At 40.5% G+C, this 25688-nt stretch carries 29 protein-coding genes; 17 read left to right on the forward strand and 12 right to left on the reverse strand.

Annotation, left to right across the window (positions count from 1 at the left end; all coding sequences use genetic code 11):
- Nucleotide 1: 1 nt before the first annotated feature.
- On the reverse strand, nt 2–238 hold the full coding sequence (locus VIM89_RS01900) for a hypothetical protein (protein WP_488154430.1): 237 nt from the start codon (nt 236–238) through the stop codon (nt 2–4).
- A 93-nt stretch (nt 239–331) separates the two neighbouring features.
- Nucleotides 332–1489 (reverse strand): ankyrin repeat domain-containing protein, encoded by a 1158-nt coding sequence (locus tag VIM89_RS01905; protein ID WP_488154431.1) that lies wholly within the window; start codon nt 1487–1489, stop codon nt 332–334.
- 118 nt (nt 1490–1607) lie between these two features.
- Between VIM89_RS01905 and VIM89_RS01910 the strand changes: the two genes are divergently transcribed.
- Nucleotides 1608–2801 carry a nucleotidyltransferase family protein gene (locus tag VIM89_RS01910; RefSeq protein WP_488154432.1) on the forward strand — a complete coding sequence of 398 codons (1194 nt, stop codon included), beginning with the start codon at nt 1608–1610 and terminating at the stop codon, nt 2799–2801.
- Here VIM89_RS01910 and VIM89_RS01915 read toward each other — a convergent pair whose 3' ends face one another.
- Genes VIM89_RS01915 through VIM89_RS01935 form a run of 5 tightly spaced genes read right to left on the reverse strand, consistent with a single transcriptional unit; the run spans nt 2802 to nt 6095 of the window.
- Nucleotides 2802–3680 carry a sulfotransferase gene (locus tag VIM89_RS01915; protein ID WP_488154433.1) on the reverse strand — a complete coding sequence of 293 codons (879 nt, stop codon included), beginning with the start codon at nt 3678–3680 and terminating at the stop codon, nt 2802–2804.
- Nucleotides 3677–4507, reverse strand: a complete 831-nt coding sequence (locus VIM89_RS01920; protein WP_488154434.1) for an HTTM domain-containing protein — start codon at nt 4505–4507, stop codon at nt 3677–3679. The genes VIM89_RS01915 and VIM89_RS01920 overlap by 4 nt, the downstream gene beginning before the upstream one ends.
- Nucleotides 4504–4950, reverse strand: a complete 447-nt coding sequence (locus VIM89_RS01925) for a hypothetical protein (protein ID WP_488154435.1) — start codon at nt 4948–4950, stop codon at nt 4504–4506. The genes VIM89_RS01920 and VIM89_RS01925 overlap by 4 nt, the downstream gene beginning before the upstream one ends.
- Before the next feature lie 18 nt (nt 4951–4968).
- On the reverse strand, nt 4969–5784 hold the full coding sequence (locus VIM89_RS01930) for an HTTM domain-containing protein (protein WP_488154436.1): 816 nt from the start codon (nt 5782–5784) through the stop codon (nt 4969–4971).
- Nucleotides 5781–6095 carry a hypothetical protein gene (locus VIM89_RS01935; protein WP_488154437.1) on the reverse strand — a complete coding sequence of 105 codons (315 nt, stop codon included), beginning with the start codon at nt 6093–6095 and terminating at the stop codon, nt 5781–5783. The genes VIM89_RS01930 and VIM89_RS01935 overlap by 4 nt, the downstream gene beginning before the upstream one ends.
- Before the next feature lie 305 nt (nt 6096–6400).
- Here VIM89_RS01935 and VIM89_RS01940 point away from each other — a divergent pair, with 305 nt between their 5' ends.
- The 9 genes from VIM89_RS01940 (at nt 6401) to VIM89_RS01980 (ending at nt 15402) form a co-directional block, all read left to right on the forward strand.
- Nucleotides 6401–7039: a 2OG-Fe(II) oxygenase gene (locus tag VIM89_RS01940; protein WP_488154438.1), complete on the forward strand. Its 639-nt coding sequence runs from the start codon at nt 6401–6403 to the stop codon at nt 7037–7039.
- Nucleotides 7040–7042: 3 nt separating this feature from the next.
- Complete coding sequence (locus tag VIM89_RS01945; RefSeq protein ID WP_488154439.1) at nt 7043–8026, forward strand: phytanoyl-CoA dioxygenase family protein; 984 nt, start codon at nt 7043–7045, stop codon at nt 8024–8026.
- A 65-nt stretch (nt 8027–8091) separates the two neighbouring features.
- On the forward strand, nt 8092–8376 hold the full coding sequence (locus VIM89_RS01950) for a PqqD family protein (protein ID WP_488154440.1): 285 nt from the start codon (nt 8092–8094) through the stop codon (nt 8374–8376).
- Entirely contained in the window at nt 8366–8812 is a 447-nt protein-coding gene (locus tag VIM89_RS01955; protein ID WP_488154441.1) for a lasso peptide biosynthesis B2 protein, read from the forward strand. Before VIM89_RS01950 ends, VIM89_RS01955 begins: the two co-directional genes overlap by 11 nt.
- 53 nt (nt 8813–8865) lie before the next feature.
- Nucleotides 8866–9042: a hypothetical protein gene (locus VIM89_RS01960; protein WP_488154442.1), complete on the forward strand. Its 177-nt coding sequence runs from the start codon at nt 8866–8868 to the stop codon at nt 9040–9042.
- A 93-nt stretch (nt 9043–9135) separates the two neighbouring features.
- Nucleotides 9136–11028: an asparagine synthase-related protein gene (locus tag VIM89_RS01965; protein WP_488154443.1), complete on the forward strand. Its 1893-nt coding sequence runs from the start codon at nt 9136–9138 to the stop codon at nt 11026–11028.
- 5 nt (nt 11029–11033) lie between these two features.
- Nucleotides 11034–12020 carry a hypothetical protein gene (locus VIM89_RS01970; RefSeq protein ID WP_488154444.1) on the forward strand — a complete coding sequence of 329 codons (987 nt, stop codon included), beginning with the start codon at nt 11034–11036 and terminating at the stop codon, nt 12018–12020.
- A gap of 4 nt (nt 12021–12024) precedes the next feature.
- Nucleotides 12025–13212 (forward strand): cupin domain-containing protein, encoded by a 1188-nt coding sequence (locus tag VIM89_RS01975; protein ID WP_488154445.1) that lies wholly within the window; start codon nt 12025–12027, stop codon nt 13210–13212.
- Between the two features lie 297 nt (nt 13213–13509).
- Nucleotides 13510–15402, forward strand: coding sequence for a tryptophan halogenase family protein (locus VIM89_RS01980; protein WP_488154446.1), 1893 nt, complete (start codon nt 13510–13512; stop codon nt 15400–15402).
- A 1-nt stretch (nt 15403) separates the two neighbouring features.
- Here VIM89_RS01980 and VIM89_RS01985 read toward each other — a convergent pair whose 3' ends face one another.
- Genes VIM89_RS01985 through VIM89_RS01995 form a run of 3 tightly spaced genes read right to left on the reverse strand, consistent with a single transcriptional unit; the run spans nt 15404 to nt 18271 of the window.
- Complete coding sequence (locus VIM89_RS01985; RefSeq protein ID WP_488154447.1) at nt 15404–15913, reverse strand: hypothetical protein; 510 nt, start codon at nt 15911–15913, stop codon at nt 15404–15406.
- Nucleotides 15906–16592 (reverse strand): aspartyl/asparaginyl beta-hydroxylase domain-containing protein, encoded by a 687-nt coding sequence (locus VIM89_RS01990; RefSeq protein WP_488154448.1) that lies wholly within the window; start codon nt 16590–16592, stop codon nt 15906–15908. The genes VIM89_RS01985 and VIM89_RS01990 overlap by 8 nt, the downstream gene beginning before the upstream one ends.
- Before the next feature lie 2 nt (nt 16593–16594).
- Entirely contained in the window at nt 16595–18271 is a 1677-nt protein-coding gene (locus VIM89_RS01995) for a carbamoyltransferase family protein (protein ID WP_488154449.1), read from the reverse strand.
- A 280-nt stretch (nt 18272–18551) separates the two neighbouring features.
- Between VIM89_RS01995 and VIM89_RS02000 the strand changes: the two genes are divergently transcribed.
- The 7 genes from VIM89_RS02000 to VIM89_RS02030 all read left to right on the forward strand — a co-directional run bounded on the left by VIM89_RS02000 (nt 18552) and on the right by VIM89_RS02030 (nt 24130).
- Nucleotides 18552–19229, forward strand: a complete 678-nt coding sequence (locus tag VIM89_RS02000; RefSeq protein WP_488154450.1) for a Fe2+-dependent dioxygenase — start codon at nt 18552–18554, stop codon at nt 19227–19229.
- Between the two features lie 15 nt (nt 19230–19244).
- Nucleotides 19245–20375, forward strand: coding sequence for an ABC transporter substrate-binding protein (locus VIM89_RS02005; protein ID WP_488154451.1), 1131 nt, complete (start codon nt 19245–19247; stop codon nt 20373–20375).
- Between the two features lie 2 nt (nt 20376–20377).
- Nucleotides 20378–21319, forward strand: a complete 942-nt coding sequence (locus VIM89_RS02010) for a methionyl-tRNA formyltransferase (RefSeq protein WP_488154452.1) — start codon at nt 20378–20380, stop codon at nt 21317–21319.
- Between the two features lie 5 nt (nt 21320–21324).
- The gene (locus VIM89_RS02015) at nt 21325–21939 is read left to right on the forward strand and encodes a phage tail protein (RefSeq protein WP_488154453.1); all 615 of its coding nucleotides are present in this window, start codon (nt 21325–21327) and stop codon (nt 21937–21939) included.
- Between the two features lie 17 nt (nt 21940–21956).
- A complete protein-coding gene (locus VIM89_RS02020; protein ID WP_488154454.1) occupies nt 21957–22565 on the forward strand; it encodes a phage tail protein in 609 nt (202 codons plus the stop codon).
- A 42-nt stretch (nt 22566–22607) separates the two neighbouring features.
- Complete coding sequence (locus VIM89_RS02025; RefSeq protein WP_488154455.1) at nt 22608–23216, forward strand: phage tail protein; 609 nt, start codon at nt 22608–22610, stop codon at nt 23214–23216.
- A 245-nt stretch (nt 23217–23461) separates the two neighbouring features.
- Nucleotides 23462–24130: an ABC transporter ATP-binding protein gene (locus VIM89_RS02030; RefSeq protein ID WP_488154456.1), complete on the forward strand. Its 669-nt coding sequence runs from the start codon at nt 23462–23464 to the stop codon at nt 24128–24130.
- Between the two features lie 6 nt (nt 24131–24136).
- On the opposite strand, the gene VIM89_RS02035 is transcribed toward VIM89_RS02030, so the two are convergent.
- Both VIM89_RS02035 and VIM89_RS02040 read right to left on the reverse strand, forming a co-directional pair.
- Nucleotides 24137–24421: a hypothetical protein gene (locus tag VIM89_RS02035; RefSeq protein ID WP_488154457.1), complete on the reverse strand. Its 285-nt coding sequence runs from the start codon at nt 24419–24421 to the stop codon at nt 24137–24139.
- A 35-nt stretch (nt 24422–24456) separates the two neighbouring features.
- Nucleotides 24457–25584: an NAD(P)/FAD-dependent oxidoreductase gene (locus tag VIM89_RS02040; protein ID WP_488154458.1), complete on the reverse strand. Its 1128-nt coding sequence runs from the start codon at nt 25582–25584 to the stop codon at nt 24457–24459.
- Nucleotides 25585–25688: the final 104 nt, after the last annotated feature.

Genomic DNA, 25688 nt, shown 5'->3' on the forward strand with positions numbered 1-25688 from the left:
TTTAAGGTAGTTGCTCTTTAAGTGGCCTTCCCTCAAGCGCAAGGCCGATATTCGTGAGCAGTTCCGGCTCTACGTGATGGCCATCAACTACCCGCCATACGCCGGACCGGTTGGCAATAAAGAACTTGTTTCCCATAGCATTAATAATATGGAAACCATGATCGCTACCCAACCTTTCCGGTCTTGCTTCAAAACGTAACAAGGCACCGGTTGAGGGGTCTTTAACAAAAAGTTCCATAATTAATAGTTTTAATTACTGATATAACCGGGATTCAGGCTGCTGGTTTATCAAAAAATCAAATAGCGGGAGCTGTGCACTTCAGGAATAATTTCAATTGATGCTGTGCCTTTGATCGTCTATGTAACGTTGCCACTCTTCTTTAATGTGAGCACCGGCTGATATCAGCATCTCCATAATTTCGGAATGCTTAAGTTTTTTATGATTATAAAGGCACCAAAGTGTTTGACTCAGCACCGTTCCGCCATAGGCATTAATTGCTTCCATATCCGCTTTCCGGTCGAGCAGAAGTTTTACAATTTCAGGATGTCCACCAAAAGCAGCCGAATGCAGAGCGGTCATGCCATTTGAGCGGGTGTTTACATCTATTCTTTTTTCGAGCAGGTATTCTATAATATTCATATTGCCACAATCGCAAGCCCAGATGAAACACGCATCCAGTTTGCTCTTAAGAGTATCATCCGACAGACGTCCATCGGTATTAAAATACGACTTCACTTTTTCCAGGTCATCCACTCCCCCCGCGGCTTCTAAATCAACATACGCACCTTTTTCTGCAAGATATTTAATCGGCTCACAGCGACCGTTATGCAAACAGGCCAGTATCAGTATACCATCCGTATAATCCGGAGCGACTGCATGATTTGGATCTGCGCCATATTCGATCAATACCTCCATTATTTCCTGCTGAACACCTGTAATAACAGGATGTACACTCGTAGCTACCAAACCTAATGTCGAAGTTCCTCGGTACATATCCCCCCAGGCATCCACTTCAGCGCCCGATTCCAGAAGTAATCGTGCTATTGCTGAGGCATTCTTAGGTGTTTTCTGACGAAAACCCTCAAACCCATTTGCACCTATATAATTTAAAAGGGTGGAATGATGATTACGGACCGAACGCATGTGTATTAGGTCGGGATTTTTATGCAATAGGCTTTTAATCGTATCATAGTCGCCTGATGCTATTGCATCAGCAACCTGCTCAAACTGCCATAAAGCTGAATTTGTATCTTGAATCGCTATTTGAAAGTGCTCATACTCTGCCCAGGAATTAAAACAATGTATATGACGAATGATCTGGCGGGCATTTTCCCCAGGACTGGCATTAGCAAGATAACCAGCATCTTTATACCAATTCGTCAACTGTTCTTTATCAGGATAGTTTTTAAGGAGACCAGCTAATTGATCCATATCCCCCATTTGGACCACTTTATCCATATCAGCTTTTGAAAACGGAACTTCAGCCATCTTAAAGGAATTTTAAGTTTACACGAATATACTGATTGAAATTATATAACCCTTTAACCAAAAGTTTACACAAACTTTGCTAGTTTTAACAGCTTCTTTTTAAGAGGACTTATACCTGATGATCACATTAAATGAAATAGCTGATATTTATTCAAATGAGCAATTATTTCTGTTACTGATAAGCAGGGTATATTTTTCAATTTCGTCAGCCGATGAACTAAACGATTTTATTGCGACACATGACATTGACTGGAAATCAGTTAAAAAAATAGCCAGGACTCATAGTATCCGGCCTTTCGTATATCATGTTATCGAGCAACACAAATTAAATGTACCCATCAATTTTAAATCAAGCCTCAAAGATGATAGCCAGCTGGCGCTTAAAAAAAATATGATAGAAGCGGTGGTTGCAGCAAAGATTACCAAAGATTTGAAGGAGCTTGGAGTTAGTGTTATCAGCTATAAAGGCCCGTTGCTGACATCACAATATTATGAGAACATGGCCATGCGCGAAAGCGTGGATATTGATTTTATTGGGGATCAAAACGATGTCGGAAAAATTGAAGATTACTTTATTTCGTGCGGATACCTGGCAAAAGAAACCGTTCCAAGAAGCTATTTGAAGTTATATCTTCCATTTTTCAGAGATATAGCTTACCGCATACCGGCCTATAATTTCTGCGTTGAAATTCACTGGGCACTTTTAAACAGGTTCGCGGGCAGGTATCCATCGTATGCATTTTTCAAACAGCATACCATGCCATATCATACAAAATATGGAGATTTTACCATACTCTCCCCTGCTTATGATTTTCTGGCGATAGTTTCCAATCACTTCGTTAAAGATATGGGCACAAAATTTAAATGTCACATCGATATCGCCTGCATACTGTCCAAATACCCTGATTTATTGAATGACCCTGTAATATTAGATACCGCAAAAGAGTACGGTTTTGAAAAGAAACTAAAAAAAGGCTTATCTGCAGTTAAAGACCTGATCGGTATAAATATTCCGGATAGCTACCAATGGCAACTTACTCGCGAAGACCTTGGCGTACCATTAGCATGCCCTATTGGTATACGGAAGTTTCAATTTGACAATCCGGCATACATGAAGCGGTCGCTGGCATTACAGGATAATTTCAAAAACAAGTTCAGACTACTTACAACCTGCTTCCTTTATATTTTTATCCCGTCACATATCGATATCAATACTTTTCGTCTTCCGGCGATTTTCTATCCAGTCTTGTTTATTTTTAGACCGTTCAGGTTATTATTCGAGCGGATCAGACCGACGCACAAAAAACAGTAGCTATTTATGACCGAATTTCTTTTGATTGAGCTCTACTTTTGAATCGAATAAAAATTGTTTTTGCATCAGGCTCAACTGGCTTTCGTTTGCTTTCACATTAAAATGATGCAGTATAGTTGGTAACAGATCGGCATTAAGAGCTTTATATTCAACAGGCATAAGTATTTCAGGCGGATATTTGCCGGCTTCTTCAAAAAAGCATTGGGTGATAGCTCGCGGATCATCGGTATCAATTCCGGCGATTTCTTTTAAATATACTGAATTACCAGACTGAAGCCAGCCCGGTAATTTTTTGTTAAAAGATTTCAATATATCTTCAATATCCCTTCTCATGAATATCGCAGGCACATCAGGGAAAGCGGGATGTATAAATTCAAAAAACAGGATGTTAAAGGAAGTGAACTTGATAAAATAGTTTTGATGCACACTTCCCGGCCGGCCAAATGCCAGCACCAGATTTGTGAATATTTTCTGTTTGTCGTTATCGTTAAGTTTTTCCTCTGCAAAGTATTTCCAGATGCTGTTTAATGGCTCGGCTTCGCTAATCACATGATTTTCAGCTGAGCGCGCCAATACCTTGGCCAGCAATGTAGAACCCGAACGGCTTGCATGAAAAATAAAACCTGCAGGATATAAACAGCCTTCCCTAATCCTATCGTCAAACAGAATATCCAGATCAGTAACAACATAATGAACCTGTTCTTTTTTCAATGCAGAAAACAGGTTGATGGATTTATGAAAAAAGCCTTCGTAAAAGTGATACTGCTCAAAATCAAGCCATTTCATTTTATTCTCCTGCACATCAATTGATACAGGAATATACCTCTTGCCAGACTTTAGTTCCCCGAAAAATACCTCATTTGTGATCACGCCGGTCATATTCCAATAATTGTTTTTAGCCTGAAAGCCAGATCAGTAAAAAATACAAGATAAATGGGGCCCATGTACTTCAGGTAATTTATCCTCATAGTTATCAGCGTTCCCATGTGGAAAAGCAACGCAAAACCAACGTAAATAAAAGTAAGCTGCGGCAGAAATAAAACAATACCAAATGTCAATTCGAAGGTTAACACAAGTACGCTTAATATGGCACATAACACTCTATTAGAGGCTACCAGCACAGCTGTATTCCTATCTGTCCACAGATAATTTTCTAGCAAATAGGCTTGCAAATATTTACCATTAAGCCAGCCCAGGCCTGAGTGCCTTATTTTTTGTACCCCTGCGGAAAAGTAAACCTGGATGAGTACTATTTTAATCAAGACAAGCTCCCAGATGGCAGACGCAAAGGATAATGGCTTGTCTAACGACGGGGAAAATAACAGGATCAATAAAACAATAGGAATAAGATTAGCCTTACGCTGCACATAGGCTAAAGAAATGATCTGGCTGAAGTACAAAAAATAACAGATAAGGGCGATTGCAATCGTTGCATACGGGTAAACGTTTAACACAACAAGCGATAAGCATAAAATAAAGCATACTCCACTAGTTAGAAATTGGTACCGGTTTAAAACAGGTAATGATATTAACCCGAGCAGCTTCGGACCTTTTCCATATAATTTTGACGGTTGGGTAAGAAAATAGCGATACTGCTGAACGAAATTAAAAGATACCAATAGCACCACTGCCGCACAAAACAACCTGGCGAACATAGCGGTGCTATTATCGGGTGTGTTTGTATTGAACAAATCGGGCAGTATCATCTTTTTAGACGATTTAATGGGATAATCTCAATTGTCTTATTCACAGGTTTCAGGTTAGCATTTATGGTTCGTTCTATAATATGAAAGGCACTATATTCATGTGTATTGATGTTCTCCTTTTCCATTATTTGTAAAACTGAAATCAACAAACGATACTGTTCCAATTGAAGAAATATCTCCTGCTGCTGATTGTTGATCCTCGCTGCCCAGAGTTGTTGTAATTTTCTGCCTGAATATTCCGGATACCTGTAAAATTCAGATTGCCACCATACTATACCACCATCTTTCTTTTCAATTGCGATCCGGAAAACGCTGATATTTTTCAGGTCATGCGGAGCTGAGTACATAGGATAGTAAGAAAAAGGATAAAGCTCTTTCCCTGCAATAGTTACCCATAAAAGCAAAATGCAGACAATCAAAAAGAGAATGATAGGAATGCTCATTTATCTTAATTGTATTATTTATCGCTGAGTAATATAAATTAGTGCAGGGTAAGTTGCCACCCATATCCAAAAGAATTTCCCCAACCTAAGACCAATGGCAATGGTAACATGTAAAATTATTCCACCAATGACAAAGCACCAAAGCACACCCCGTCCGGCAAAAAGCACTACCGGAAATGCACATTCAAAAACAATAATCAGCCAATTAATCGACCTCGTAAGGGTTTTATGCTCTTCAAAAAAAATATTTACCTTTTTTATTGATGTGTATTCATAAGATGTTGCAATGCGTTTAAAGCCGTTTCCATTGCGCCAATTAACATTCATTAGTTTGGAAATCCCGGCTGTAAGATATGAAAGACAAGTTTGTAAGGCAATAAACCACAGCGCTGCCAAAGTTACCATATCCGTTGGTACCAGGCTCCGGAGTAAAAGTGCTCCTATAATTATAAGCGAAAATCTGTTTTCACTCTCTGCACCATAAGCCAGATTGCGCAAATTCATAAGTGAACCGATGATGAATAATACTGCATATGAACACACCAGCAGTGGTGACGCGGTTGGCAAAACAAGTAAACTCAGGCAACAAACTATTCTTAGTGCTATCAGAAAAAACCAGGGGCGGGCAGGGAAAATAACATCAATAAAATTTCTGAAAGACTCTGACCTGGAAGTAAAAAATGAGTTTTTACGTAACAGGCTCCAGCTAAATAAGCCCCCTGTTAAATATTCTTTGTAAATAGAAATTTTCTCAAAGGAATCAATCAGTATATAAATAACCAGGAAAAGGTTAATTAACCCCAGCGTTTGAGCAAGTGATAGTTGTAAATTCATTCGTTGTAGAAATCAGAAATAAAAACCTCATTATTTTCTTTATCCTGAATTCTAAACTGCCTTCCCAAAGAGCCTTCATTTTGCGGGTATCGTTTCAAAAAATGAGATAGTGCATGATAAATAAACCGCTCCTTTATTTTTTTCCGCCCAAAACCTGAATGATCTTTTCTGATTATGTGTACCAGGTCAGTCATCATCGATTTAGCACAGTCATCTATAGCACGGCCCGGAAACCAAATAGCATGGTATGATCGCCATTGCTGATTAAGAATTACTAACTCCCATTGTGTAATTGATTGATCGGCTAACATGTCCCGATAGGATAATTGAAATGATTCGATATTCCTTGAAAAAAGCTGAAAAGCAGACAACCACCTGAATAAGTCAATTCGAAAAGTATAATGTGCTATTCTTTTATTCATTAACGAATAGCAGACATTTGCCACTAACCATACGATTAAAATCAGAATAATAACAATTTCCCAAATCGACATAAATAATAAATAAGTTAGTTGATCATTATTGCTATTAAGTAATTTAAACTTCCTAAATTTACTAATCTTTAAATAGAATATTAACTGTATCGCAAACCTTATTGTTTTACCCATCTGATACGATGATCGCAACCGGTACTTTTATCGATGAAGCTTTAATACAGCATTACAGGGAAGAATTTGCATCGACCAATTGCATTTTGGTGCCGGGTTTTTTATCGGGGAATGTTTTAGAAAGTATTTTGAAAAAGCTGAACCTGGCTCCATTTCAAACCAAATTTGAGATGAATGAGATGAATAAGTTTGGCAAAGTGCTATTTGTTCCGGTAAACGCCCCTGTGGTATTTACGTTCCAATTGCTGCTTAATAACCCAGACCTTTTTTCGATGCTGCAGGATATTGCACAATGCGATCATATCGGGAATTTTACAGGAAGGATACATCGCAGTGAAGAAGGCGGCGATCACGCTATCGGTTGGCATTCAGACAACTCAGATAACCGTTTGCTGGCAATAACACTTTGTTTGGGAACCGATGATTATACGGGCGGCAAATTTCAGATCAGAAAGACTGGCGACGAACATATAATAAAAGAATTTGGTCAGTTAAACGCTGGCGATGCCATTATATTTAAAATATCACCTGACCTGGAACACAGGCTTACCACCCTCGAGAACGGCAGGCGCACAGTTGGCGTGGGTTGGTTCCGCTCACAGCCCGATTTTACCACTTTTGCATCAATGCATTTGAAACCTTATTGATAAATGAAAACAGGAAAAGTTGAAGCCGGTAAAGCATTGTTTAAAGCCATGCTTGAAAAAGAGGGGTTTTCAGATGATGAAGTCGCCCTGCGCTTTAAAAATGCCAGTTCACCTGATTATTGGCGTAAACTAAATCCGCAGCTAAATATTTGCGAAGGACTAAATTTTGATAATTTCGAGGAAAACCCTTTTTCACAGGAAGATACAGACAAGTTGCTTCATCAACTTAAATATGAAGGATATTTTTCATCCGGGCATTCCCTGATCAGTGATGAAATTACTTCCAGGATGCTTCTTGCTGTCGAGAATCTAAGAAACGCAGGCTGGCACGAAGTATGGGCATTTGTATACGACGAATTTTGGCAAGTTACCAGGACACCATCTATGCATAGACTGTTATCTGGCCACCTGGGCAATAAATATATGGCCCTGCCCCATGTGGTCGTTCATTACGTTCATCCGGAAACAGGTGCAGGGTGGAACCCGCATATTGATTTTTCAGACAGGGATGATAGGTTTACAGTTTGGTTCCCGATCAGTGATTCCACACTTGATAATGGCTGCATGTATGTTGTTGCAAAAAACAGAATACCGGCTGCTTTAATTCAGAAGTTTGTACATGCGAACGATTTAACATGCCAGGAAGTCAGAGCGCTTTTGCATAATACAAAAGCGCTCCCTGTACCGGCCGGCAGTATGTTGGGATGGGAAGGCGATGTGGTGCATTGGGGCGCAACATCGACTAAGGAAACTCAACCCAGGGTAAGTTTATCAGTAGTTTATGTTAAAGAAAACATAGATCCACTACCTGATGAAATTCCGTTACTTTTACCAACTCAAATCCCTGATTACCCAACCCGGATGATCAGCATCGCCAAAGCCATCAGATATTATAAAATTCATGTTTTAACACTAAAAAAATTCGATGGAATAGCAAAACTGGTAATAGATACTTTCAAAGAAGAGGTTTTGCTTAAGTATCAATAAAATTGCAATACCCTAAGGAAATAAGGCAAATAAATTGTTAGACAAACAACCAAACTTTACCTATTATGGAAAATCTTATCTTACCTAAAACCGTAAAAATTTCAAACAATGTACTGTTTCAGCACATTAACAATGAGTGCGTACTGCTGGATATGGACAGTGAGCAATACTATGGCCTGGACGATATAGGTGCGCGCATGTGGCAGCTACTTTCAGAGGATGGCGATACAGGAAAAGCACTTACGCTGCTGCTTGCCGAATATGATATTGATGAAAAGACCCTGCGCCAGGATCTGTTTAACCTGATCACGGAACTTGGAAACGTAAAACTGATATCAGTTGAAAACTAATTGGTTCAATATTCCGCCCCGAAGTTTCAAATATGCTGATAAATGGCTTTTTTGGCGAACTATTTTGCTTGCCCTTACTTTGCGTTTATTATTAAAGCTGTTCAGTTTTAAAGCTGTGGTCAGGTATTTGAAAAGATTTGAGAAACCTTATGACGATACAGCCGGTCCGGTAATTACAGCGGGTGAATTTAAAATGTATCGTATCATGATCAGGCTTTCTTATAAATTCTGGCCGGTTATCAATTGTTTGTCTTCTTCCCTGGCTTTTAGACTAATGTTACAAAGAAGAGGTATAGACACAATTCTTAGATTCGGGATATTAAAAGACGGCAAAAAACTGCGTTCGCATGCCTGGCTGGAACGGGATGGATATCCGGTTAATCCCGATGACGGCATGATTCAAAAATATATAACTTTTGCGGAAGCTATTTTGTAGTTATATTATAATTATTAATTAACTTTATCCTTGAATAGATAATTAAATTTTTTATGGAAACCAACGACAGGATCGATAGTTTGCAGGATGAAGGCAATACTACCGGGCAGAAAAAACCTTATCATACACCAAAACTTCATCATTATGGTGGTTTAGCAGAATTAGTGCAAAATAATCCGCATCGCGGAGCTGATGGTGAAGTGAGGTGGGTTGATTGCACATCAGGTTAATGACCTGCAATTATTTAATCAGCCGGTCATTGATTGCCTTCCTTATCTCTAAATATAATCAACAAGAAACGGGGCCTATTCCCAATATGATTGATGACAACATTTTGCGGTGTATTCAGCCTTGATGAAAACGTTTCCATTGCTGAAGTGGAAAACATATTGGCATTTACAGGCGACGATCCCGCAAGCATCCGTACAACATGGGGTTCTAATATCATTGCCCTGGGGCAATTAACAGTATTTAATACTCCTGAATCTTTCCATGAAACACTACCTCTTTACGAACCTGATAATGAACTCACCATTGCCGGCGATATCCGTTTGGACAACCGGGTTGAACTATGCAAACAATTAGAACTTCCGGGGATTAACACTTGTGGTGATGCTTCCATTGTTCTTTCTGCCTATAAAAAATGGGGAAAATCTGTTGCAGAACATCTTACAGGCGACTTTGCTTTTGTGATATGGGATAACAAGCAACGAAAATTGATTTGTTGCACTGACCATTTGGGTTCACGGGGCATATTTTATTATTTCAATGGCAAAAAATTCATATTTGCCTCTACTCCCAATCCTATACTTCAACACAGTGAAGTGCCGCATACTATAAACCTGAACAAGCTTTCTACCATAGCCTATCCTTATGCCAGTCAATTATTTTGGTCTGAGAGCTGGTTTAAAAATATATTTCCAATGCCGGCTGCAACGGTTATGACCGTTAGCACTGATGGGATAAGGAAACAAAAATACTGGGAGCCTGATGATACCAAAGAATTGAATTTTAAAAGCATAAATGATTTTGAAGATTCTTTTAAAGATGTGTTATTCAGGGCTATTGGCAACCGGATGCGCAGCAACTTTCCGGTTACAGCATCATTAAGCGGTGGCCTGGACTCGTCAGCTGTAGTTAGCGTTGCCGCAAAAATACTCGAGGAACAGAATCGTGGGCTGGAAGTTTTTTCAGCCGTATTACCGGACAATTCTGACCCGTCGCTGACTGATGAACGCTATTATATCGATCTGTTTAAGAGCTTCCCCAACGTCAAAATTAACTACATCACAGCGCCTGGTAAGGGTTTTTTTAGCGATTTGGAAACATTAAAAACAGATGTTTATTCGCCTAATCTTATTTCACGTCATTATTTATCCACCGCATTTATTAAAGCCGCACAATCTATAGGATCAAGAGTATTATTGAATGGCGGGGGCGGCGAAACGGGAGTATCATTTTATGGTACAGGCGGATATGCCGAGCTTTTTAAAAGGATGCAATGGCGCACACTTGGTTATGAATTAAAATGCCGAAAGCAGTTGACAGGAGAGCCATTTTTGAGGGGTATGTATTCAAATGTTATAAGACCGCTGCTTCCTGTAAATTTTTTAAAGAAAAACGTTATCGGAACCGGCAAAAAACGATTAAGTTGTTTAAGAGATGATTTAGCGGAAGATATCAGAATGCATTTGGAACCGCGAAAACATGAATTGGCAAAACACTTATCAGATGTCTCCTCATCACATCGTGTCAATCATGCAAACCTGATCAGGCTTGTTCAGAAAAAAACACGTGGAAAAGTTGATTTCGGCACAGTTGATCCAATCAACCCTCTTCTCGATAAGGAATTATTGGAGTTTTGCCTTGCCATCCCTCTTGAGTTTAAAATAAAAAATGGCTACAAGCGATACACAGTAAGGGCCGGTCTTAACGGCTTGCTTCCGCACGAAATACAATGGCGAAATACTAAAGGACCTTTTTCGCCTGATTACGATGCCAGATACAGGGCGCAACTGCCGGAGGTCAGATCTTTTCTAAACGATATTTTGCCTAACGATCCGGTAAGGCAAATTGTAGATATTGACAAATTAAAGGCCTGGACTGATATATCGTTACGCCCGGGTGACCTGCCGGGGAATATAGCGCTGGACGTTGTACCCGAAGGCATTTACCTCATTCATTTTTTAAGACGTTTTCCCGAATACAGACTATAATAAGCATGAGCCATTACTACAAAATTTACGGTCTGAAAATTAAAAGCTCAAGGGAGATTGATCTGCTATATGAGCAACCTGAGTGCGACATTGATCTATCAGTTGACTGGATTTTTGATACAGAAAATGCGTCTGAACCGACGTCGGAATGGGAGCAGTTAACCACACGTCAACTTCAAACCAAAAATCGTATCTCATTTTTCAGATCCCGAACTGCTGAAGGCGAATATGTCAAGATATGTTTTAAAACGGAATTTGGTCAACTGGCCGCTATACTCGACCCTGCTAAAAAAAACCTGTGGATATTTCATAACGAAAGAATACCTCAGTCGCACATGAACTCTTTCTTTGTAGGTTCAATCCTTGGTTGTGTGCTCAGGCTTAAAGGCATACTATGTTTTCATGGCTCAGTAATCAATATCGATGGACAGGCTGTGGTGCTGATCGGGAAAAAGAAAAGTGGAAAATCAACAACAGCTTCGGCTTTCTCAAAATTAGGTTTTAAAGTTTTGAGCGATGATATCGCCGTAATCAGCATGATTGGCGAAGAGTTTTTTGTAGAACCCGGTTATGCTAAAGTACGCTTAAGGCCCAAACCGCTTAAGCTTTTTTATCCTGACAATAACTACAACTTTGTATCAGTGTATTCACATCGCGACAGCAGATACTCTGACCTGAACGACAGTTTCTGGGATACATGCTTGCCACTCGGTGCCATATATGTACTTGGTGAAACGGAAGGGCCAAACGACCGGCCTTTTGTAACGACTATTTCGGCAGAGCGGATCATTCATCTGCACAGCAATACTTTCGTCAGTTACATAATCACTCCGGATTTACAGAAACAGGAATTTAATGCATTGGCACAAATAGCAATAAAAATACCTGTACAACACCTCCATTTTGGGCACAATGTGGAACTTGTTTATCTTCAGTGTGAAGCGATATTGGAAGATTTTAAGCAACTAAACCGGTTAAACGCAGAGCTATAAACGTATGGACATTTTCAGTTTTCATGAGCTGATTGCTCCGCTTACTATCGAAGATTTTTTTCACCGGTACTGGGAAAAGGGATTTGTGCTTAATAGTCATAACAACCCCGCCTATTTTGATAAGGTATTAACAATAGCAGATATAGATGCTTTGCTGAGCCAGCAAAACCTGATTCCGGAAGGTATCAAACTGATGGATAAAGGAATAAATATTCCTTCTGAAAAATGGACCAGGTCAGATACTTTATTAAATGGTACCATACGTATTGTGGTTGACCCAAAGAAACTATTCGACCTTTTTAATAAAGGGACTACCATTATCATCAATTCTGCAGAAAGATCGATACCACGCCTGGCTGATGTATGCCGCAGTATTGAACAGGAATTAAAATTCAGAGTACAAGCTAACATTTATATTACTCCACCGGGTTCGCAGGGTTTTGCTTTACATTATGATCCTCATGATATTTTTTTAATGCAATTAAAAGGTCCTAAAACCTGGCTGATCTATGATTCGAGTGAAGAATTGCCCATAACCTATCGTGCCTTCCGGGAAGAGCCAAAACTGATCTCAAAATTCGATATACATTCAGGTGATTTCCTTTATATACCACGAGGCACACCTCATGAGGCTTATTCGTCAGATTCATCAACTGTTCATGTTAATTTTTCATTAAAACCAGTATACGGATTTCACCTGATCGGGGAACTTGCCCGTATTGCTGCCGATAACGAGAAATTTTTCAGGCAAACTATCCCTCATGGTTTTCAAAATGAGGAAGACGAAAAAGGCTATCTGAACCAGTTTAAAGAAAAGTTAAGCGAACTGATTGCCACGATTAAACCCGAGCAATTACTGGAAAAACAAAAGAACGATTTTGCAAAGGATCAATTACTGAATTTTCAAGGCAGGCTAATCAATTCCCTTCAGCTGGAAAACATTACTTCTGAAACGGTGGTTTCACGGCTTAATGGATTTACTACAATTGAGGAAAATGTTCAAAACGCATGGGTAATTCGGTTTGGGGAACAAAAGGTAAAGATTCCGGCTTTTGTGGAGAAGGATATATTTATGCAGGATCAGCCATTCCGTATCGGGCAGATAAAGGGCCTGGTTACTGACCAGGGACGTCTTGACATAGCGCGCCGGTTGATTGAAGCTGGTTTTTTAAAAATAGAACGACTTAAATAGCAGCTATCCATGAGGATTATTCTTACAGCAAAACACGCAGATTCTGTCTTGTGTAATTTCCTATTAACTCAGTTGAATGGAATAGATTGGATAGATTGTTCATGCGTAAGCTTTGTTGATTTGAATAAGACCGGGGATGCTGACCTCTATCTCAATGTTTTTGAAAATAATACTCTAAATGAAATATTAAACCACTGTGCTTTTTTAAGAACACGACAAAAGCCTTCTGTTTCTGTTTCTTTCTGGAATAAAATATTAATAACAGGACCAACCCATTTTCCACTAAAAAGTGCGGGCATGGATTCTGCATTTGTTATTCTGCGACAGGAATATAAGGATACAACTAAAGCAGATGATTACTTTACAGGCCAAATCAGTTCAGATGATTTTCAACAAAATGCAGGCTTGTTTTACAGTGCTTTTGCTGATATTATCAATGAGCTTAAAATTATTCACGAAGACAAGCCCGATCAGAAACTAAAGTTTGTCGACAATGTCTTGCTGTTTCAATTGGGTAAGCAACAGATAAAAAATAATACAAGATATATCTATCCGATCTTTGATAGTGACAGTCAGGCAAGTTTTCACAGCTCCAAAGACTATAAAATATTGCATGGAAAATTTGAATGTTCAGTATCACAAATAAAAGAGCATTTTTTCTCTGACCAGGTAACAGAAAATAGCAAAGAGGATGAATACAGGAATGTTGCAATTATTGGTGGTGGAACAGCGGGATATCTAACCGCACTATTGCTTAAGGCTGAATACCCTCACCTGCCGGTAACACTGATCGAATCTTCAAAAGTACCGGTGATCGGTGTTGGAGAAGCTACATCTCCTGAAATACGGCACTTTTTATTTGGAATCTTAAAATTTCCGGCGCTTGAGTTTTATCAGAAGGTAAAACCTACATGGAAGCTGGGTATAAAATTTTTTTGGGGCTTGCCCGGCGATTATTATTTCAATTATCCTTTTGGCTGGCCTGATATAAAAAGCGCTTATTGCGCAGATGGCAATATCAATATCAGCTCCCTCACTTCAACTTTGATGGATCAGGACTCCTCATTCGTGGTTGGTACCAAGGGCCTGCACGGTGAAGAGCAATATTCAACACTATCTGATGATCTGTTCTATGCACTGCATTTGGATAACATGTCCTTTATCAATTATCTAAAAACAAAGGCACAGGAACGGGGCATATTGTATGTTGACGACCTGATAGTTGATGCCGAACGAAAACAAGGCTCAGATGAACTGCAAACGGTGATAGGAGAAAACGGTACGCGTTATGAATATGACTTTTACGTGGATTGCAGCGGTTTCCGCTCACTTTTATTAGAAAAGACATTAAAATCGAATTTCATGCCCTATGATAAAAGTTTGTTTACCGATACAGCAGTAACAGGCATTATTCCTGATGTAAAAAAAATAAAAACGTACACCTTCGCTGAATCCATGAATCATGGCTGGTGCTGGAATATCCCTATGCGGGGAGAAGACCATCGCGGATATGTTTTTTCCTCTTCCTACTGTTCTGTTGAGGAGGCAACGCAAGAATTGCTTAAAAAAAACCCTGGTATTAAAACTACCGGTATCGTAAAATTCAGGACGGGCCGTCACCAGGAGATATGCGTAGGCAATGTATTTGCTATAGGCAACTCCTTTGCATTTGTTGAGCCGCTGGAATCTACCGGAATACATATGATTATTACGGAGGCTAAGGCGCTGGCCTACAATTTCAGACAACTTAAAAAATCGCCTGCACTTAAAAGAAAGATTAATGCCCACATAAATGATAACTGGGATTACCTGCGCTATTTTCTATCGATCCACTATAAATTCAATAAGAAGTTTGACACAAAATTCTGGAAGGATTGCCGTGAATACACCGACGTTAGTGGTTTACAGGACATGGTAGATCTTTATTATGAAACAGGGCCTTTGAGTTATGCCAATAACAGCGTTCTCCATTCGATCAATTCTTCAATTAAGGACAATATATTCGGACTGGTTGGCTTTGATGTAATCATGATGGGCCAGGGTGAAATGCCCCGAAATTTTAATTGGACCATTCAAAACAAACACATTTGGGAAGCCAACGTACGAACCTGGAAATCTATACGCTCACTTACTGTTCCTGTTGAAAAAGATATTGATATTCTGAATGACCATCTTGAAAGTAAGTGGTAAATCATGCGTACATATTTTTTTCGCAGCTCCATCTAATCATTTTTGGGAAAGGTTCGGCATTCAATCGTTCAGCCGTTTTCAGATCATAGCACATGCCGCACCATTCAAGTAAGGGCACACCAAAATAGTTCCCGTCGTTAAAATTATCAACAATGTTGCTGCCGCTTCCTTTGTACCCATTTTCGTGAAACACTACTTCCGGCTCAATTCCAAGATGTAAACATGCTGCATAAGACCAGGCTATGGCCATCATTTCTCCGCCCTGGTTCAGGCTATTGTTTTCCAGATCGCCGGTCATTGTTTTTCGGATATCCGGTGGCATACAAGCGAGGTGACCTGCTTCATGCAATATATCACCCTGGTAAAGCAGTTTATCAGGATCGATGATTAGCGCTCCTTCTCTAAAATCAAGTCCGGGAAGAAATGTTTTAGCTTCAATAGTTTCAAAATGATACTCCAGGCCAATTTCCTTTATAAAGTTGAGCATCCGTTCCATTATTTTATTACTCATTCAATTCCCTTTCCATTTTATCTGCCAAAATGTTTGAAGCCTCCGTACCGTGCGTTCTTAAGGTTTGGATAATGTTTTTTTGTAAGTCCTTATTTAGAACCTCATCCCGGCATTTTTTGTCAGAGTCTTGCAGCGTTTCTTTTAGCCAATCGTTTACTTTGCAATCTATCACGAGGTGTATGCGATCACTGGCGCCTTTATTTGTCACCCGATGAGGAAGATTGGCATTGATATACCAGCATTCACCTTCTTTCATGGTAACAGGATCGCCGTCTACATAAAATTCAACCTGGTCGTTAGTGAAAATCGGAATATGTAATCTTGCCTCACCATGTTCAAAAGCCAGCTCATAATCCCGGTGTTCTTTGATAATTGCCCCGGCCTTAAGATTAAGTAACCTTACTGATAATTTTTCACAATGCAACTCTTCAAGCAGCTTTCCGATTGATGGCAATAATTCCATAAACTTCGTATCCATAAATGAGTTATCGCTCATTAGCTCAGCAAAAGGTTTATTTAGATCACCACTCGGAGTTCGTAATGGCAGCACATTCCAGTCGCCATCATAATGTTTCTGATTATAATGAGGCCGCCATTCATCAGACTCCAGTAACCGCCCGATTTCCTCCTGTAATTGTTTTACAGGAACTTTAATACCGAGTTTAGCATAACATATCATGACTATTTCCTTATCATAAAATTATCAATGACCAACACATCCATTGCACCGGAAAAAAAGAGCTCAATTGCTTGTAAGGGTGTCTCTACTATTGGCATGCCTCTTTTATTGAGAGAGGTATTAAGCAGAACGCCGATGCTTGTCTTTTCTTTGAATTTAGTTATCAAGTCGTAAAAAGCCTGGTTCCATTCAGGTGTAACTGTTTGCACCCTGCTGGTCTTATCCTGGTGAACAACACCTGCAAGTTGTTGCTTCCATTCGGACTTAATTTTATCCACAAGGATCATATAAGGGCTCTCCCATCCGTAGACAAAATACTCGTTAACATCTTCCAGCCTAACTGCAGGCGCAAACGGCCTGAAATCTTCCCTGAATTTAATATTGCTATTGATATGCTCCTTTACACCTGCAATCCGGGGATCGGCCAGTATACTGCGATGCCCCAATGCTCGCGGACCGAATTCTGCTCCGCCATTAAACCAGCCTATTACTTTACCATCAGCCAGCAGGCTTGCCGCTTCTTCTACCACATCATCGGTTTGCTTAACGCAAAGCTTAATGTTGTGATCTGCCTCGTATAAGGATATAGCCCTTTCTATTTCTGATACTGTATATGAGCGCCCTGAAAATGGAGATAATGAGCCATTCGTTTGTTTAGTATTCTTTAATACTTCATACCATCCATAATAGGCACAACCGATAGTCAACCCATTGTCCCCTGCTGAGGGTTGTACAAACAGATTCTCCATCAGCCCGGATTTCAACAGCAGATGGTTAGTCACCGCATTTAATGCTACACCTCCTGTATAAACCATATTTGGATGAGGGTTCAAAGCAAGACGCTCTTTAAATAAATAAAGAACAGCCTTTTCTGTCTCATGCTGCACCCACCGGGCCATATCGGCATAATGGAGAAAATCCTTCTTGAAATAATCATAACCAACGGAAGGATTTATGAAGTGGGCATTTATCGAATCATAATTTACTTCAATCTTACCGTTTTCTAAGTTAAATAACGAAGGTTTTCCATTTAATCGTCCATAAGGCGCCAGTCCCATTAATTTACCGGCATCATCCATATTGCCAAACATATAAAAACTGGCAGCGCTATATAAACCGCCTATCGAATGATAATTTGTCGGCAGTTTTAACCTGTGTTTATCTTCAAAAAGTCTGACTTCCGAAAAATCCTTATAAATAGGTTTTAATGTTTTTCCGTCGAAATAATAAAAGCTATCTTTCTCACAAAACATTCCATGTCCTGGTATTTCTGACTGATCAATATCTATACATTGCTCATAAGGACTTCCGGCACCATCTATCACCATCACATTACATTCTGAAAAGGGAGATGTTGCAGCGGCGCCCCATGCATGTGCCAAATGATGTGATATTGTTATAACCGGAATAGCTATATCAGCATCAAAATAGCGTTTTCCCTGGTATTGATCGGGCTTTATCTTGTTTTCAAAATTCGAAGCTTGCACAATCAGCGAAACATCTTTCAATTCAATACCGGCATAATCGAGACAATATTTTACAGTAAGGAAATCGTTACCGCCGTCATGTTTTATACGGGTTAAACGTTCCTTCTCAATGGCTATAATAATTTCTCCATCTTTCAATAGACAGGTTGAACCATCATGTGATAATCCGGTTCCTATAATGCAGGTACTCATTCGACAAAGTCAGGCAATTTTATGTTAAATATTGGTTTACATATCAATTAATCATTAAACAAATAAGAACTTAATGTAAAGAATATTAACTGACATGTTTCCCATTACTAAAGTAATATATTTATTAGGAAACTGTGGATTAATTAATAGAACACAGGATTTGTTTTTTTCAAAAATTATATTGTAGCTTTACTAAGCTATTAAAAGATGCCTGTAAGGCTCTTACGCGACTTACTTAACTTTATCTATCTCTTATGAAATTTTCCCAGGAACAGGGTATATGAAAACGCACACTACCTATTTACATATACCTGGTTTACTTAATGCTAATGAACTTGGAGACATCGCCAATCTGAGCGGGCAGGCGGTTTACGAAAACGGTAAACTGACCGCTTCTGATGCTGCCCGGGATGCTAAGAATAATCTTCAGCTTAGTAACAGGGATCAGGCTTATATTTCTATACAACAAATTATACTGCAAAGCCTGAATTGTAATGCCTTATTCAGAAATGCCATATTACCTAAACAAGTCTATCCTTTTTTAATAAGCAAATACCCCCGGGGCATGAATTATGGATGGCATGTTGATAGCCCCATAATGGGTGATATGCTGAGAACAGATATCGCTATGACCATCTTTCTGAATGGCCCAGACGGATATGAAGGTGGCGAGTTGGAGTTACAGACAGCTTTAGGTCCGGCAAAATTCAAGCTCAACGCGGGAGATGCCATTTGCTACCCCTGTTGCTATGTGCACCGGGTAAATGAGGTTACAGAAGGATGCCGTCATGTGGCCGTAACCTGGATACAATCCCTTGTACAAACATTGGAAAAACGCGATATACTTTTCGGGCTATCGCAGGTAACTGAAAGTTTATACGCTAAGAACACAGCTACAGAAGAACTAAGCCTTTTACAACAGCAGTACAGCAATCTGCTGCGCATGTGGGCCAATTAATATCGAAATAAAAAAATGTCAAAAAAATTAACAATAGGTGTGTTATTGGCGAACTCGACCATTTTACCTATGGCTGCGAATTTTAATTCGGGACTTAAGCATGGGCTGAACGGGCTGAGTTTAGAAAATGATATCGAGGTGGAGATTGTTCCCGAATTCATCGGTCAGGGCTCAACTGCACAGGTTGAAAGCGCTGTTAATAAATTGATCGGGTTTAACGATTCAAATATCATTACTGGTATTATTTCCAATTCAGTCAGCGCAGAATTGGCAGAGAAATTTGCGAAATACAAACGCCCTATCATTATCAATAATATAGGCGAGCATCTGCCAAACCCTGGTGCATCAAATGATTATGTATTTCTGAACTCCATGCATAGCTGGCAACAGGTATGGTCAATAGGCAAATGGGCAGTGCAAACTTTTGGAAAAAAGGGTATGCTGGTATCCGGGCTTTATGATTCGGGGTACTCCTTCCCTATCATGCTGCGGAAAGGGATGGAAGCAGCAACAGATGATGCTACTTTGCCTTTCGCAATAGCGCCTGTAAGACAGTATAAAGGTTTAGCAGATGTAACTTCGGTTATCCCTCAATTGATTGAGAAAAATCCTGATTTTGTTTTTGCCACGTTTTGCGGTGAAGAAGCAACTATGTTTCTTTCGGAATATGTAAAGCATGGTCTGCACAAAAGAATACCACTTTTAGGATTGCCTTTCCTGTTAGAAGCTTTTGACGGTGGTGGTGAATCGGTAGATATCTATACTACGATATCCGCTTACCGGGGCATTTCGGACGCGGATGCAGAACAATTGGGTCGCATTTCTTTGAACCCCTTCCGGCAGTTTGGTATCGAAACCGGTTTAGTAATTAAAAATGCAGTAAAAAGCTCTTTAAACGGCTCATTGCAAAAAGCATTGGCTGATACAGAAGTAAACGATGTGCGCGGCAAACTCGATATCTCATCACGCACCACAGGTAACAACAGTAAAGTATTTGTGATAAAAAATACCTATGCAGGTGACAAAGAAGAGGTAGCCACACAACTGGTTGGTGAGGTAGAAACAATAGGTATTGACAGTGAAGTGGTGGAAGAAATTAACAGTCAGCCATCTTCGGGCTGGTTTAACCCCTATTTGAGTATTTGATTATGAAAATGGCGATCATCTGCAATTCTGATTCACTTGCCTTTCCAACAATTGGCGCATTGCTAAATCGTGGATGGATCGCAGGAGTGGCTATACTGGCTCGTAACGCTAATATGCTATATCAACCTCTGATTAGTACAGGTATACCTCAGCAAAATATTTTACTGCTGGAAAAGGAGAACTGGCAGACAGTAATGCAGAATTGGCTAAGCAGCTTAAACCCTGATATGGTATGGGTATTTGGGTTTCCATGGCGCATACCGGAAAATTTATTGAGTGTTCCTCCGGGCGGATTCCTGAACTTTCATTTTGGAAACATACCGCAATATAAAGGTGCTGATCCGATATTCTGGCAATTAAAAAATGGCGATGGTCAAGCCAGCCTTGTCATTCACAAAATGACTGCTTCTATTGATGCCGGGCCTATCATAATGAAACGGGAATTACCGATAATGAAGGGCGAGAATTACGGATTATTTTGCCGCCGGTTAGGTTACCTGGCTGCAGAATTAGCCGAACCATTAGTAAATGATTATCTCAACAATAGACTGAACGAACGGGAGCAGCAACCAGGCGATGCTCCCTTTTTTAAAAAGCCGGGTAACAAAGCACTGACCATTCGTTGGCAAGAGCAATCGGCAGATGAGATAGAGTGCCTGGTTAATGCTGCCAATCCAAAATATGGCGGCGCCTCCACTTTTCTAGGGAATACGGAATTAAGAATATTGGAAACATCTCCGGCTGATATAAAAACAGAAAATGGTTTTAAGGCAGATCCGGGTACAATTGTATATGCTGATGCCCTTTACGGATTGATAGTGGCTTGCCGCCAGGGGCAATTTTTAAAGATCAATGTGGTCCATACTGCAGACGGGTATTTTTCGGGAAGCAAGTTGTTCGGTATGGGTATTAAATCAGGAGAAAAATTCACTAATTTAAATTAAATACTATGGAAGGAACAATGTCCGAAATCCGGCTCTTTGCGGGCACATTTGCGCCCCGCACCTGGGCATTTTGCCAGGGGCAAACGTTGGCAATTCAGAGTAACCAGGCTCTGTTTGCATTAATCGGTACCACCTATGGCGGCAATGGGGTTACCACTTTTATGCTTCCCGACCTGAGAGGCAGAACTATCGTCAGTACGGGCCAGGGGCCAGGTTTATCCAGCTACGTTTTAGGTGAAGTGCTGGGTGTAAATACCGTTACGTTAAATATACCGACGATGGCATCGCACCCCCATACTACTGTCATAACGCAAAGTAGTACAAAAGGTACAGGCAGTGCAAAACTGAATGGCATTAATGATGCCGGCGGCCAAACACAACCCGGAGGCAATTACCTGGGCACGGATACAACAGGCGGGGCTAAACCTTATTCACACCCTACGGGTACACCGGTTCCAATGGTAGGTAATGCTATAACCTATAACAGTCTTACCGTGCCATCTCCGACGGTTTCAGGAATAAGCAATACAGGCAATACTCAGCCGCATAATAACATTATGCCATCTATTGCCATGAATTATATTATTTGTTTACAAGGAATTTTCCCATCAAGAAACTAAACTAAAAACTAAAGAAAATGGACGGAACAATAGGCGAAATACGCGCATTTGCGGGCACTTTTGCGCCCTTGAACTGGCAGCTTTGTCAGGGACAAACATTGTCAATTTCTGCATATACAACACTTTTTGCTATTATCGGCACAATCTATGGCGGCAATGGTCAAACAACGTTTCAACTACCGAACCTGCAAAGCCGGGTTGTGATTGGGACAGGCCAGGGTATTGGGTTACCTAATTATGATGCCGGACAAACATTAGGCGAAGAAGGGCATACACTAAATATAAACGAAATGCCTTCACATAATCATACGGTGACTTCTCAAACAGATAACACACCGTCCAGCGCAACATTTACATTGAACGGCATCAATGCAACGGGAGGAAAACCCGACCCGCAAAACAACGTTCTTGCCCAGGATAGCGGAGGCAAAACGATATATGCCCCTAGTGGCTTAACTATTTCCCCCATGAATGCGGGATCTGTAACGCTAAACAGCTTTACAAGCTCGGTACCTACCGTGACCGTAAACATGGCAGGCAGTTCCCTACCGCACTCCAATATTCAACCGGTATGCGCAATAAATTACATCATTTGCGTTCAGGGAATTTTCCCATCACGCGATTAAAGATTATAGTCACCTAAAAATAACATTAAAAAACTTACTGACATGGAAGGAACTATAGGAGAAATAAGAGGATTTGCCGCCAACTTTGCACCCATGAACTGGGCATTGTGCCAGGGACAAATTTTATCAATAGCATCAAACACAGCATTATTTTCAATATTGGGAACGCAATATGGCGGCAATGGTCAAACAACTTTTGGCCTGCCCGATCTGCGTGGCAGGGCCATAGTGGGTACTGGCCAGGGCAATGGGCTTTCGCCTTATACAAACGGCCTGCTGACAGGTACAGAAAGTGTAACATTAATATCAGGCAACCTGCCTCAGCACAATCACATCGCTACCGTTACTGCAGGTACAGGCGGCAGCGGGCAAATTGTACTGAATGGGTCAAACGGACAGGCCGGACAGTTATCCCCGGGTGGCAATATACTTGGTAATGATGCTGTTCAAAATGTGAGTTTATATGCCGCTTCAGGAACACCGGTGGCATTGGATGCAAGTACGATTGCAGTAACCAATGTAGATGGTCCACACTTATCTACGGTGACACTAAATCCAACAGGTGGCAGCTCACCACATGAAAACAGGCAACCATCACTGGTAGTAAATTACATCATTTGCCTTATCGGAACTTACCCATCGAGAAACTAATATCCGGCAATTATATTAACTGATTCATTGTCAAATTCCAGGCGTAAAACCCTGGAATTTTTCTTTTTAAATACACATTGAAGTGATCATCAAACCGAAATTTTTCCATCACCCTTAATGGGGGATTTTTATACCTCATAATATTAAATTCACAATAAAATACTTACCTTAATACATCTTTTTAAAAAGACAAAATCTACGTATATCAGCTTTCTAACGATTTTTTCTCTAAAATCTTAAAGCATATGATCCGGATTTCAGACATCGAAAAGTTCTACCATACGGAAGAACTGGAAATTACCGCCTTAGACAAAGTATCTATCGAAGTAGAAGAAGGTGAATTTGTGGCCATCATGGGCCCGTCGGGCTGCGGAAAGTCAACCTTACTCAATATTTTAGGTTTTCTTGATGATGCTGACAAAGGCAGCTATGTTTTCAATGGCGTGGAAGTAAGCCATCTGAATGAACGTAAACGCGCCGATCTGCGCAAAAATAATGTTGGGTTTTTATTCCAAAACTTCAACCTGATCGATGATCTGACGGTGTTTGAAAATGTAGAACTTCCGATGATCTATACGGGTTTACCCATGTCGGTGCGTGCAAAACGGACTGATGATATACTTGACAGAATGCATGTTACCGAGCGGCGAAAATCTTATCCTCAGCAATTGTCTGGCGGTCAGCAACAGCGTGTTGCGCTTGCAAGAGCAGTGGTGAACCGGCCAAAACTGATACTTGCCGATGAGCCCACAGCCAACCTGGATCATGACAATGGCAAAGAAGTAATGGACCTGCTAAACGAACTAAATAAAGAAGGAACAACCATCATTATGGTTACCCATTCAGAAGATGATGCTAAATATAGCCATCGGATTATCCGGATGCCTGGTATTCCGATTGGGCCAATGAAATAACAGGTATTATGATACCATTCCCTGCTGCGCAGCAAACTGCCGGATATCTTCTTTATTGAATGTTACCAGTTCGATGATATTTGCACAGTGCCTTAAAAATGGCGGAACAACCCGAAGGGCTTCTTCTTTATTTTCAAACTCACTGATGAAATAAGATTTGTGAACACCGGATTTGCAGCCCCAAAACGCATGTGAAAGCAGATGCGAACCAGATTCTACAAACAATTTGATCACATGCTGGCACTCTACGGTGTTTTCTGAATGTGGTATTTCGATTAAATAAGTTGTCATTTTCTTTAAGTTTAATTTGATGAACAGTTAAATTCCTATAGCCCAAACCAACGGGCTTTTCTGCTTGAGCCGAAATGTTCTTTATCAATTACCAGTGCTTCGGATGCGTCATGGTGAATTCCAAACGGTTTTGGACCTGAGAAGAAATCAACATCTACACGTGCAACTTCGCCTTTGCCGAACTCGATATAACAAGACCCTGCCCCTGTGTAAGCTGCATCATTTTCTTTGCCCTTATAGTTTGATATAATAGATGCAGCAGCAACTTTTGCAGCGCCTTCGGCAAATACACCTGCCTTTGGCGTGCCTACGCTGGTTACATCGCCGATGGCGTAAACATTATCAAACCGGGTCATCAGGTTTTGGCGGCTAACCGGGATCCATCCTTCAACAGCCAAACCACTTTGAAGCACTACATCTGGAGTAACGTGCTTTGGAATGCCGAGGAATAGGTCAAAAGGCAATTCGGTGCCATCATCCAGGACAGCTGTATTGGGACGCAATGAGGCAATTTTATGCTGTGGTATAAACCGGATGCTTCTTTCTTCAAAGGCCTTAATTAATGCTTTAGAGGAATCCGGCGATGGAGGAATAGGAGAACCGTAAGGAATTACGAGACTTATTTTACAAGCCTCGCGCACGCCTGCGCTAACCAGGTAATCATGCAGCATCAACGCGCCTTCACTTGGTGCAGGCGGGCATTTAAATGGCGCACCGCATACGCCTACAATTGCATGACCTTTTTTAAAGTTCGGTATCACATCCCTGAGTTTTAGAGCGCCTTCAAAGGAATAGTATTCATTACCATATTCAGCAAGGCCGGGCGTTGCCGCCATGTCATAATTAGCACCTAGCGCCACCACCAATACATCGGCTTCATAGGTTCCGTTTTGTGTAGTAACAACTTTTGATTCCGGATCAATAGCCAGAATGGTTTCTTTACGAAATTTCACACCTGGTTTGACAATGCTACTATAAGGTATTTTGACGGCATCAGCTTTTTTATGACCAAACATCACATCCAGCTTCGAGAATCCGAAGAAGAAAGTATCATTCTGATCTATCAGAGTTAGATCAAGGTTATCGCCAATGGATTCAGAGAGGATTGAAGTAAGCTCCAATCCTCCAAAACCTGCGCCTAACACCACGACACGTAGTTTCATGCTGCTATGTTTTGATTTAAAATAAAAAATGCCATTTCGAACCCGTTGAGTGAGCCTGTGCTGTGACACGGGTGAGAAAACTTATACGATTTGCATAACGCACT

Origin of the sequence: Mucilaginibacter sp., from assembly GCF_036568825.1 — a bacterium.
GTDB lineage: Bacteria > Bacteroidota > Bacteroidia > Sphingobacteriales > Sphingobacteriaceae > Mucilaginibacter.

Bases quoted from the DNA above. Each gene is read 5' to 3' on its own strand.
- VIM89_RS01900 (WP_488154430.1), bottom strand. From the start codon at position 238: ATGGAACTTTTTGTTAAAGACCCCTCAACCGGTGCCTTGTTACGTTTT.
- VIM89_RS01905 (WP_488154431.1), bottom strand. From the start codon at position 1,489: ATGGCTGAAGTTCCGTTTTCAAAAGCTGATATGGATAAAGTGGTCCAA.
- VIM89_RS01910 (WP_488154432.1), top strand. From the start codon at position 1,608: ATGATCACATTAAATGAAATAGCTGATATTTATTCAAATGAGCAATTA.
- VIM89_RS01915 (WP_488154433.1), bottom strand. From the start codon at position 3,680: ATGACCGGCGTGATCACAAATGAGGTATTTTTCGGGGAACTAAAGTCT.
- VIM89_RS01920 (WP_488154434.1), bottom strand. From the start codon at position 4,507: ATGATACTGCCCGATTTGTTCAATACAAACACACCCGATAATAGCACC.
- VIM89_RS01925 (WP_488154435.1), bottom strand. From the start codon at position 4,950: ATGAGCATTCCTATCATTCTCTTTTTGATTGTCTGCATTTTGCTTTTA.
- VIM89_RS01930 (WP_488154436.1), bottom strand. From the start codon at position 5,784: ATGAATTTACAACTATCACTTGCTCAAACGCTGGGGTTAATTAACCTT.
- VIM89_RS01935 (WP_488154437.1), bottom strand. From the start codon at position 6,095: ATGTTAGCCGATCAATCAATTACACAATGGGAGTTAGTAATTCTTAAT.
- VIM89_RS01940 (WP_488154438.1), top strand. From the start codon at position 6,401: ATGATCGCAACCGGTACTTTTATCGATGAAGCTTTAATACAGCATTAC.
- VIM89_RS01945 (WP_488154439.1), top strand. From the start codon at position 7,043: ATGAAAACAGGAAAAGTTGAAGCCGGTAAAGCATTGTTTAAAGCCATG.
- VIM89_RS01950 (WP_488154440.1), top strand. From the start codon at position 8,092: ATGGAAAATCTTATCTTACCTAAAACCGTAAAAATTTCAAACAATGTA.
- VIM89_RS01960 (WP_488154442.1), top strand. From the start codon at position 8,866: ATGGAAACCAACGACAGGATCGATAGTTTGCAGGATGAAGGCAATACT.
- VIM89_RS01965 (WP_488154443.1), top strand. From the start codon at position 9,136: ATGACAACATTTTGCGGTGTATTCAGCCTTGATGAAAACGTTTCCATT.
- VIM89_RS01970 (WP_488154444.1), top strand. From the start codon at position 11,034: ATGAGCCATTACTACAAAATTTACGGTCTGAAAATTAAAAGCTCAAGG.
- VIM89_RS01975 (WP_488154445.1), top strand. From the start codon at position 12,025: ATGGACATTTTCAGTTTTCATGAGCTGATTGCTCCGCTTACTATCGAA.
- VIM89_RS01980 (WP_488154446.1), top strand. From the start codon at position 13,510: ATGGATTCTGCATTTGTTATTCTGCGACAGGAATATAAGGATACAACT.
- VIM89_RS01985 (WP_488154447.1), bottom strand. From the start codon at position 15,913: ATGAGTAATAAAATAATGGAACGGATGCTCAACTTTATAAAGGAAATT.
- VIM89_RS01990 (WP_488154448.1), bottom strand. From the start codon at position 16,592: ATGATATGTTATGCTAAACTCGGTATTAAAGTTCCTGTAAAACAATTA.
- VIM89_RS01995 (WP_488154449.1), bottom strand. From the start codon at position 18,271: ATGAGTACCTGCATTATAGGAACCGGATTATCACATGATGGTTCAACC.
- VIM89_RS02000 (WP_488154450.1), top strand. From the start codon at position 18,552: ATGAAAACGCACACTACCTATTTACATATACCTGGTTTACTTAATGCT.
- VIM89_RS02005 (WP_488154451.1), top strand. From the start codon at position 19,245: ATGTCAAAAAAATTAACAATAGGTGTGTTATTGGCGAACTCGACCATT.
- VIM89_RS02010 (WP_488154452.1), top strand. From the start codon at position 20,378: ATGAAAATGGCGATCATCTGCAATTCTGATTCACTTGCCTTTCCAACA.
- VIM89_RS02015 (WP_488154453.1), top strand. From the start codon at position 21,325: ATGGAAGGAACAATGTCCGAAATCCGGCTCTTTGCGGGCACATTTGCG.
- VIM89_RS02020 (WP_488154454.1), top strand. From the start codon at position 21,957: ATGGACGGAACAATAGGCGAAATACGCGCATTTGCGGGCACTTTTGCG.
- VIM89_RS02025 (WP_488154455.1), top strand. From the start codon at position 22,608: ATGGAAGGAACTATAGGAGAAATAAGAGGATTTGCCGCCAACTTTGCA.
- VIM89_RS02030 (WP_488154456.1), top strand. From the start codon at position 23,462: ATGATCCGGATTTCAGACATCGAAAAGTTCTACCATACGGAAGAACTG.
- VIM89_RS02035 (WP_488154457.1), bottom strand. From the start codon at position 24,421: ATGACAACTTATTTAATCGAAATACCACATTCAGAAAACACCGTAGAG.
- VIM89_RS02040 (WP_488154458.1), bottom strand. From the start codon at position 25,584: ATGAAACTACGTGTCGTGGTGTTAGGCGCAGGTTTTGGAGGATTGGAG.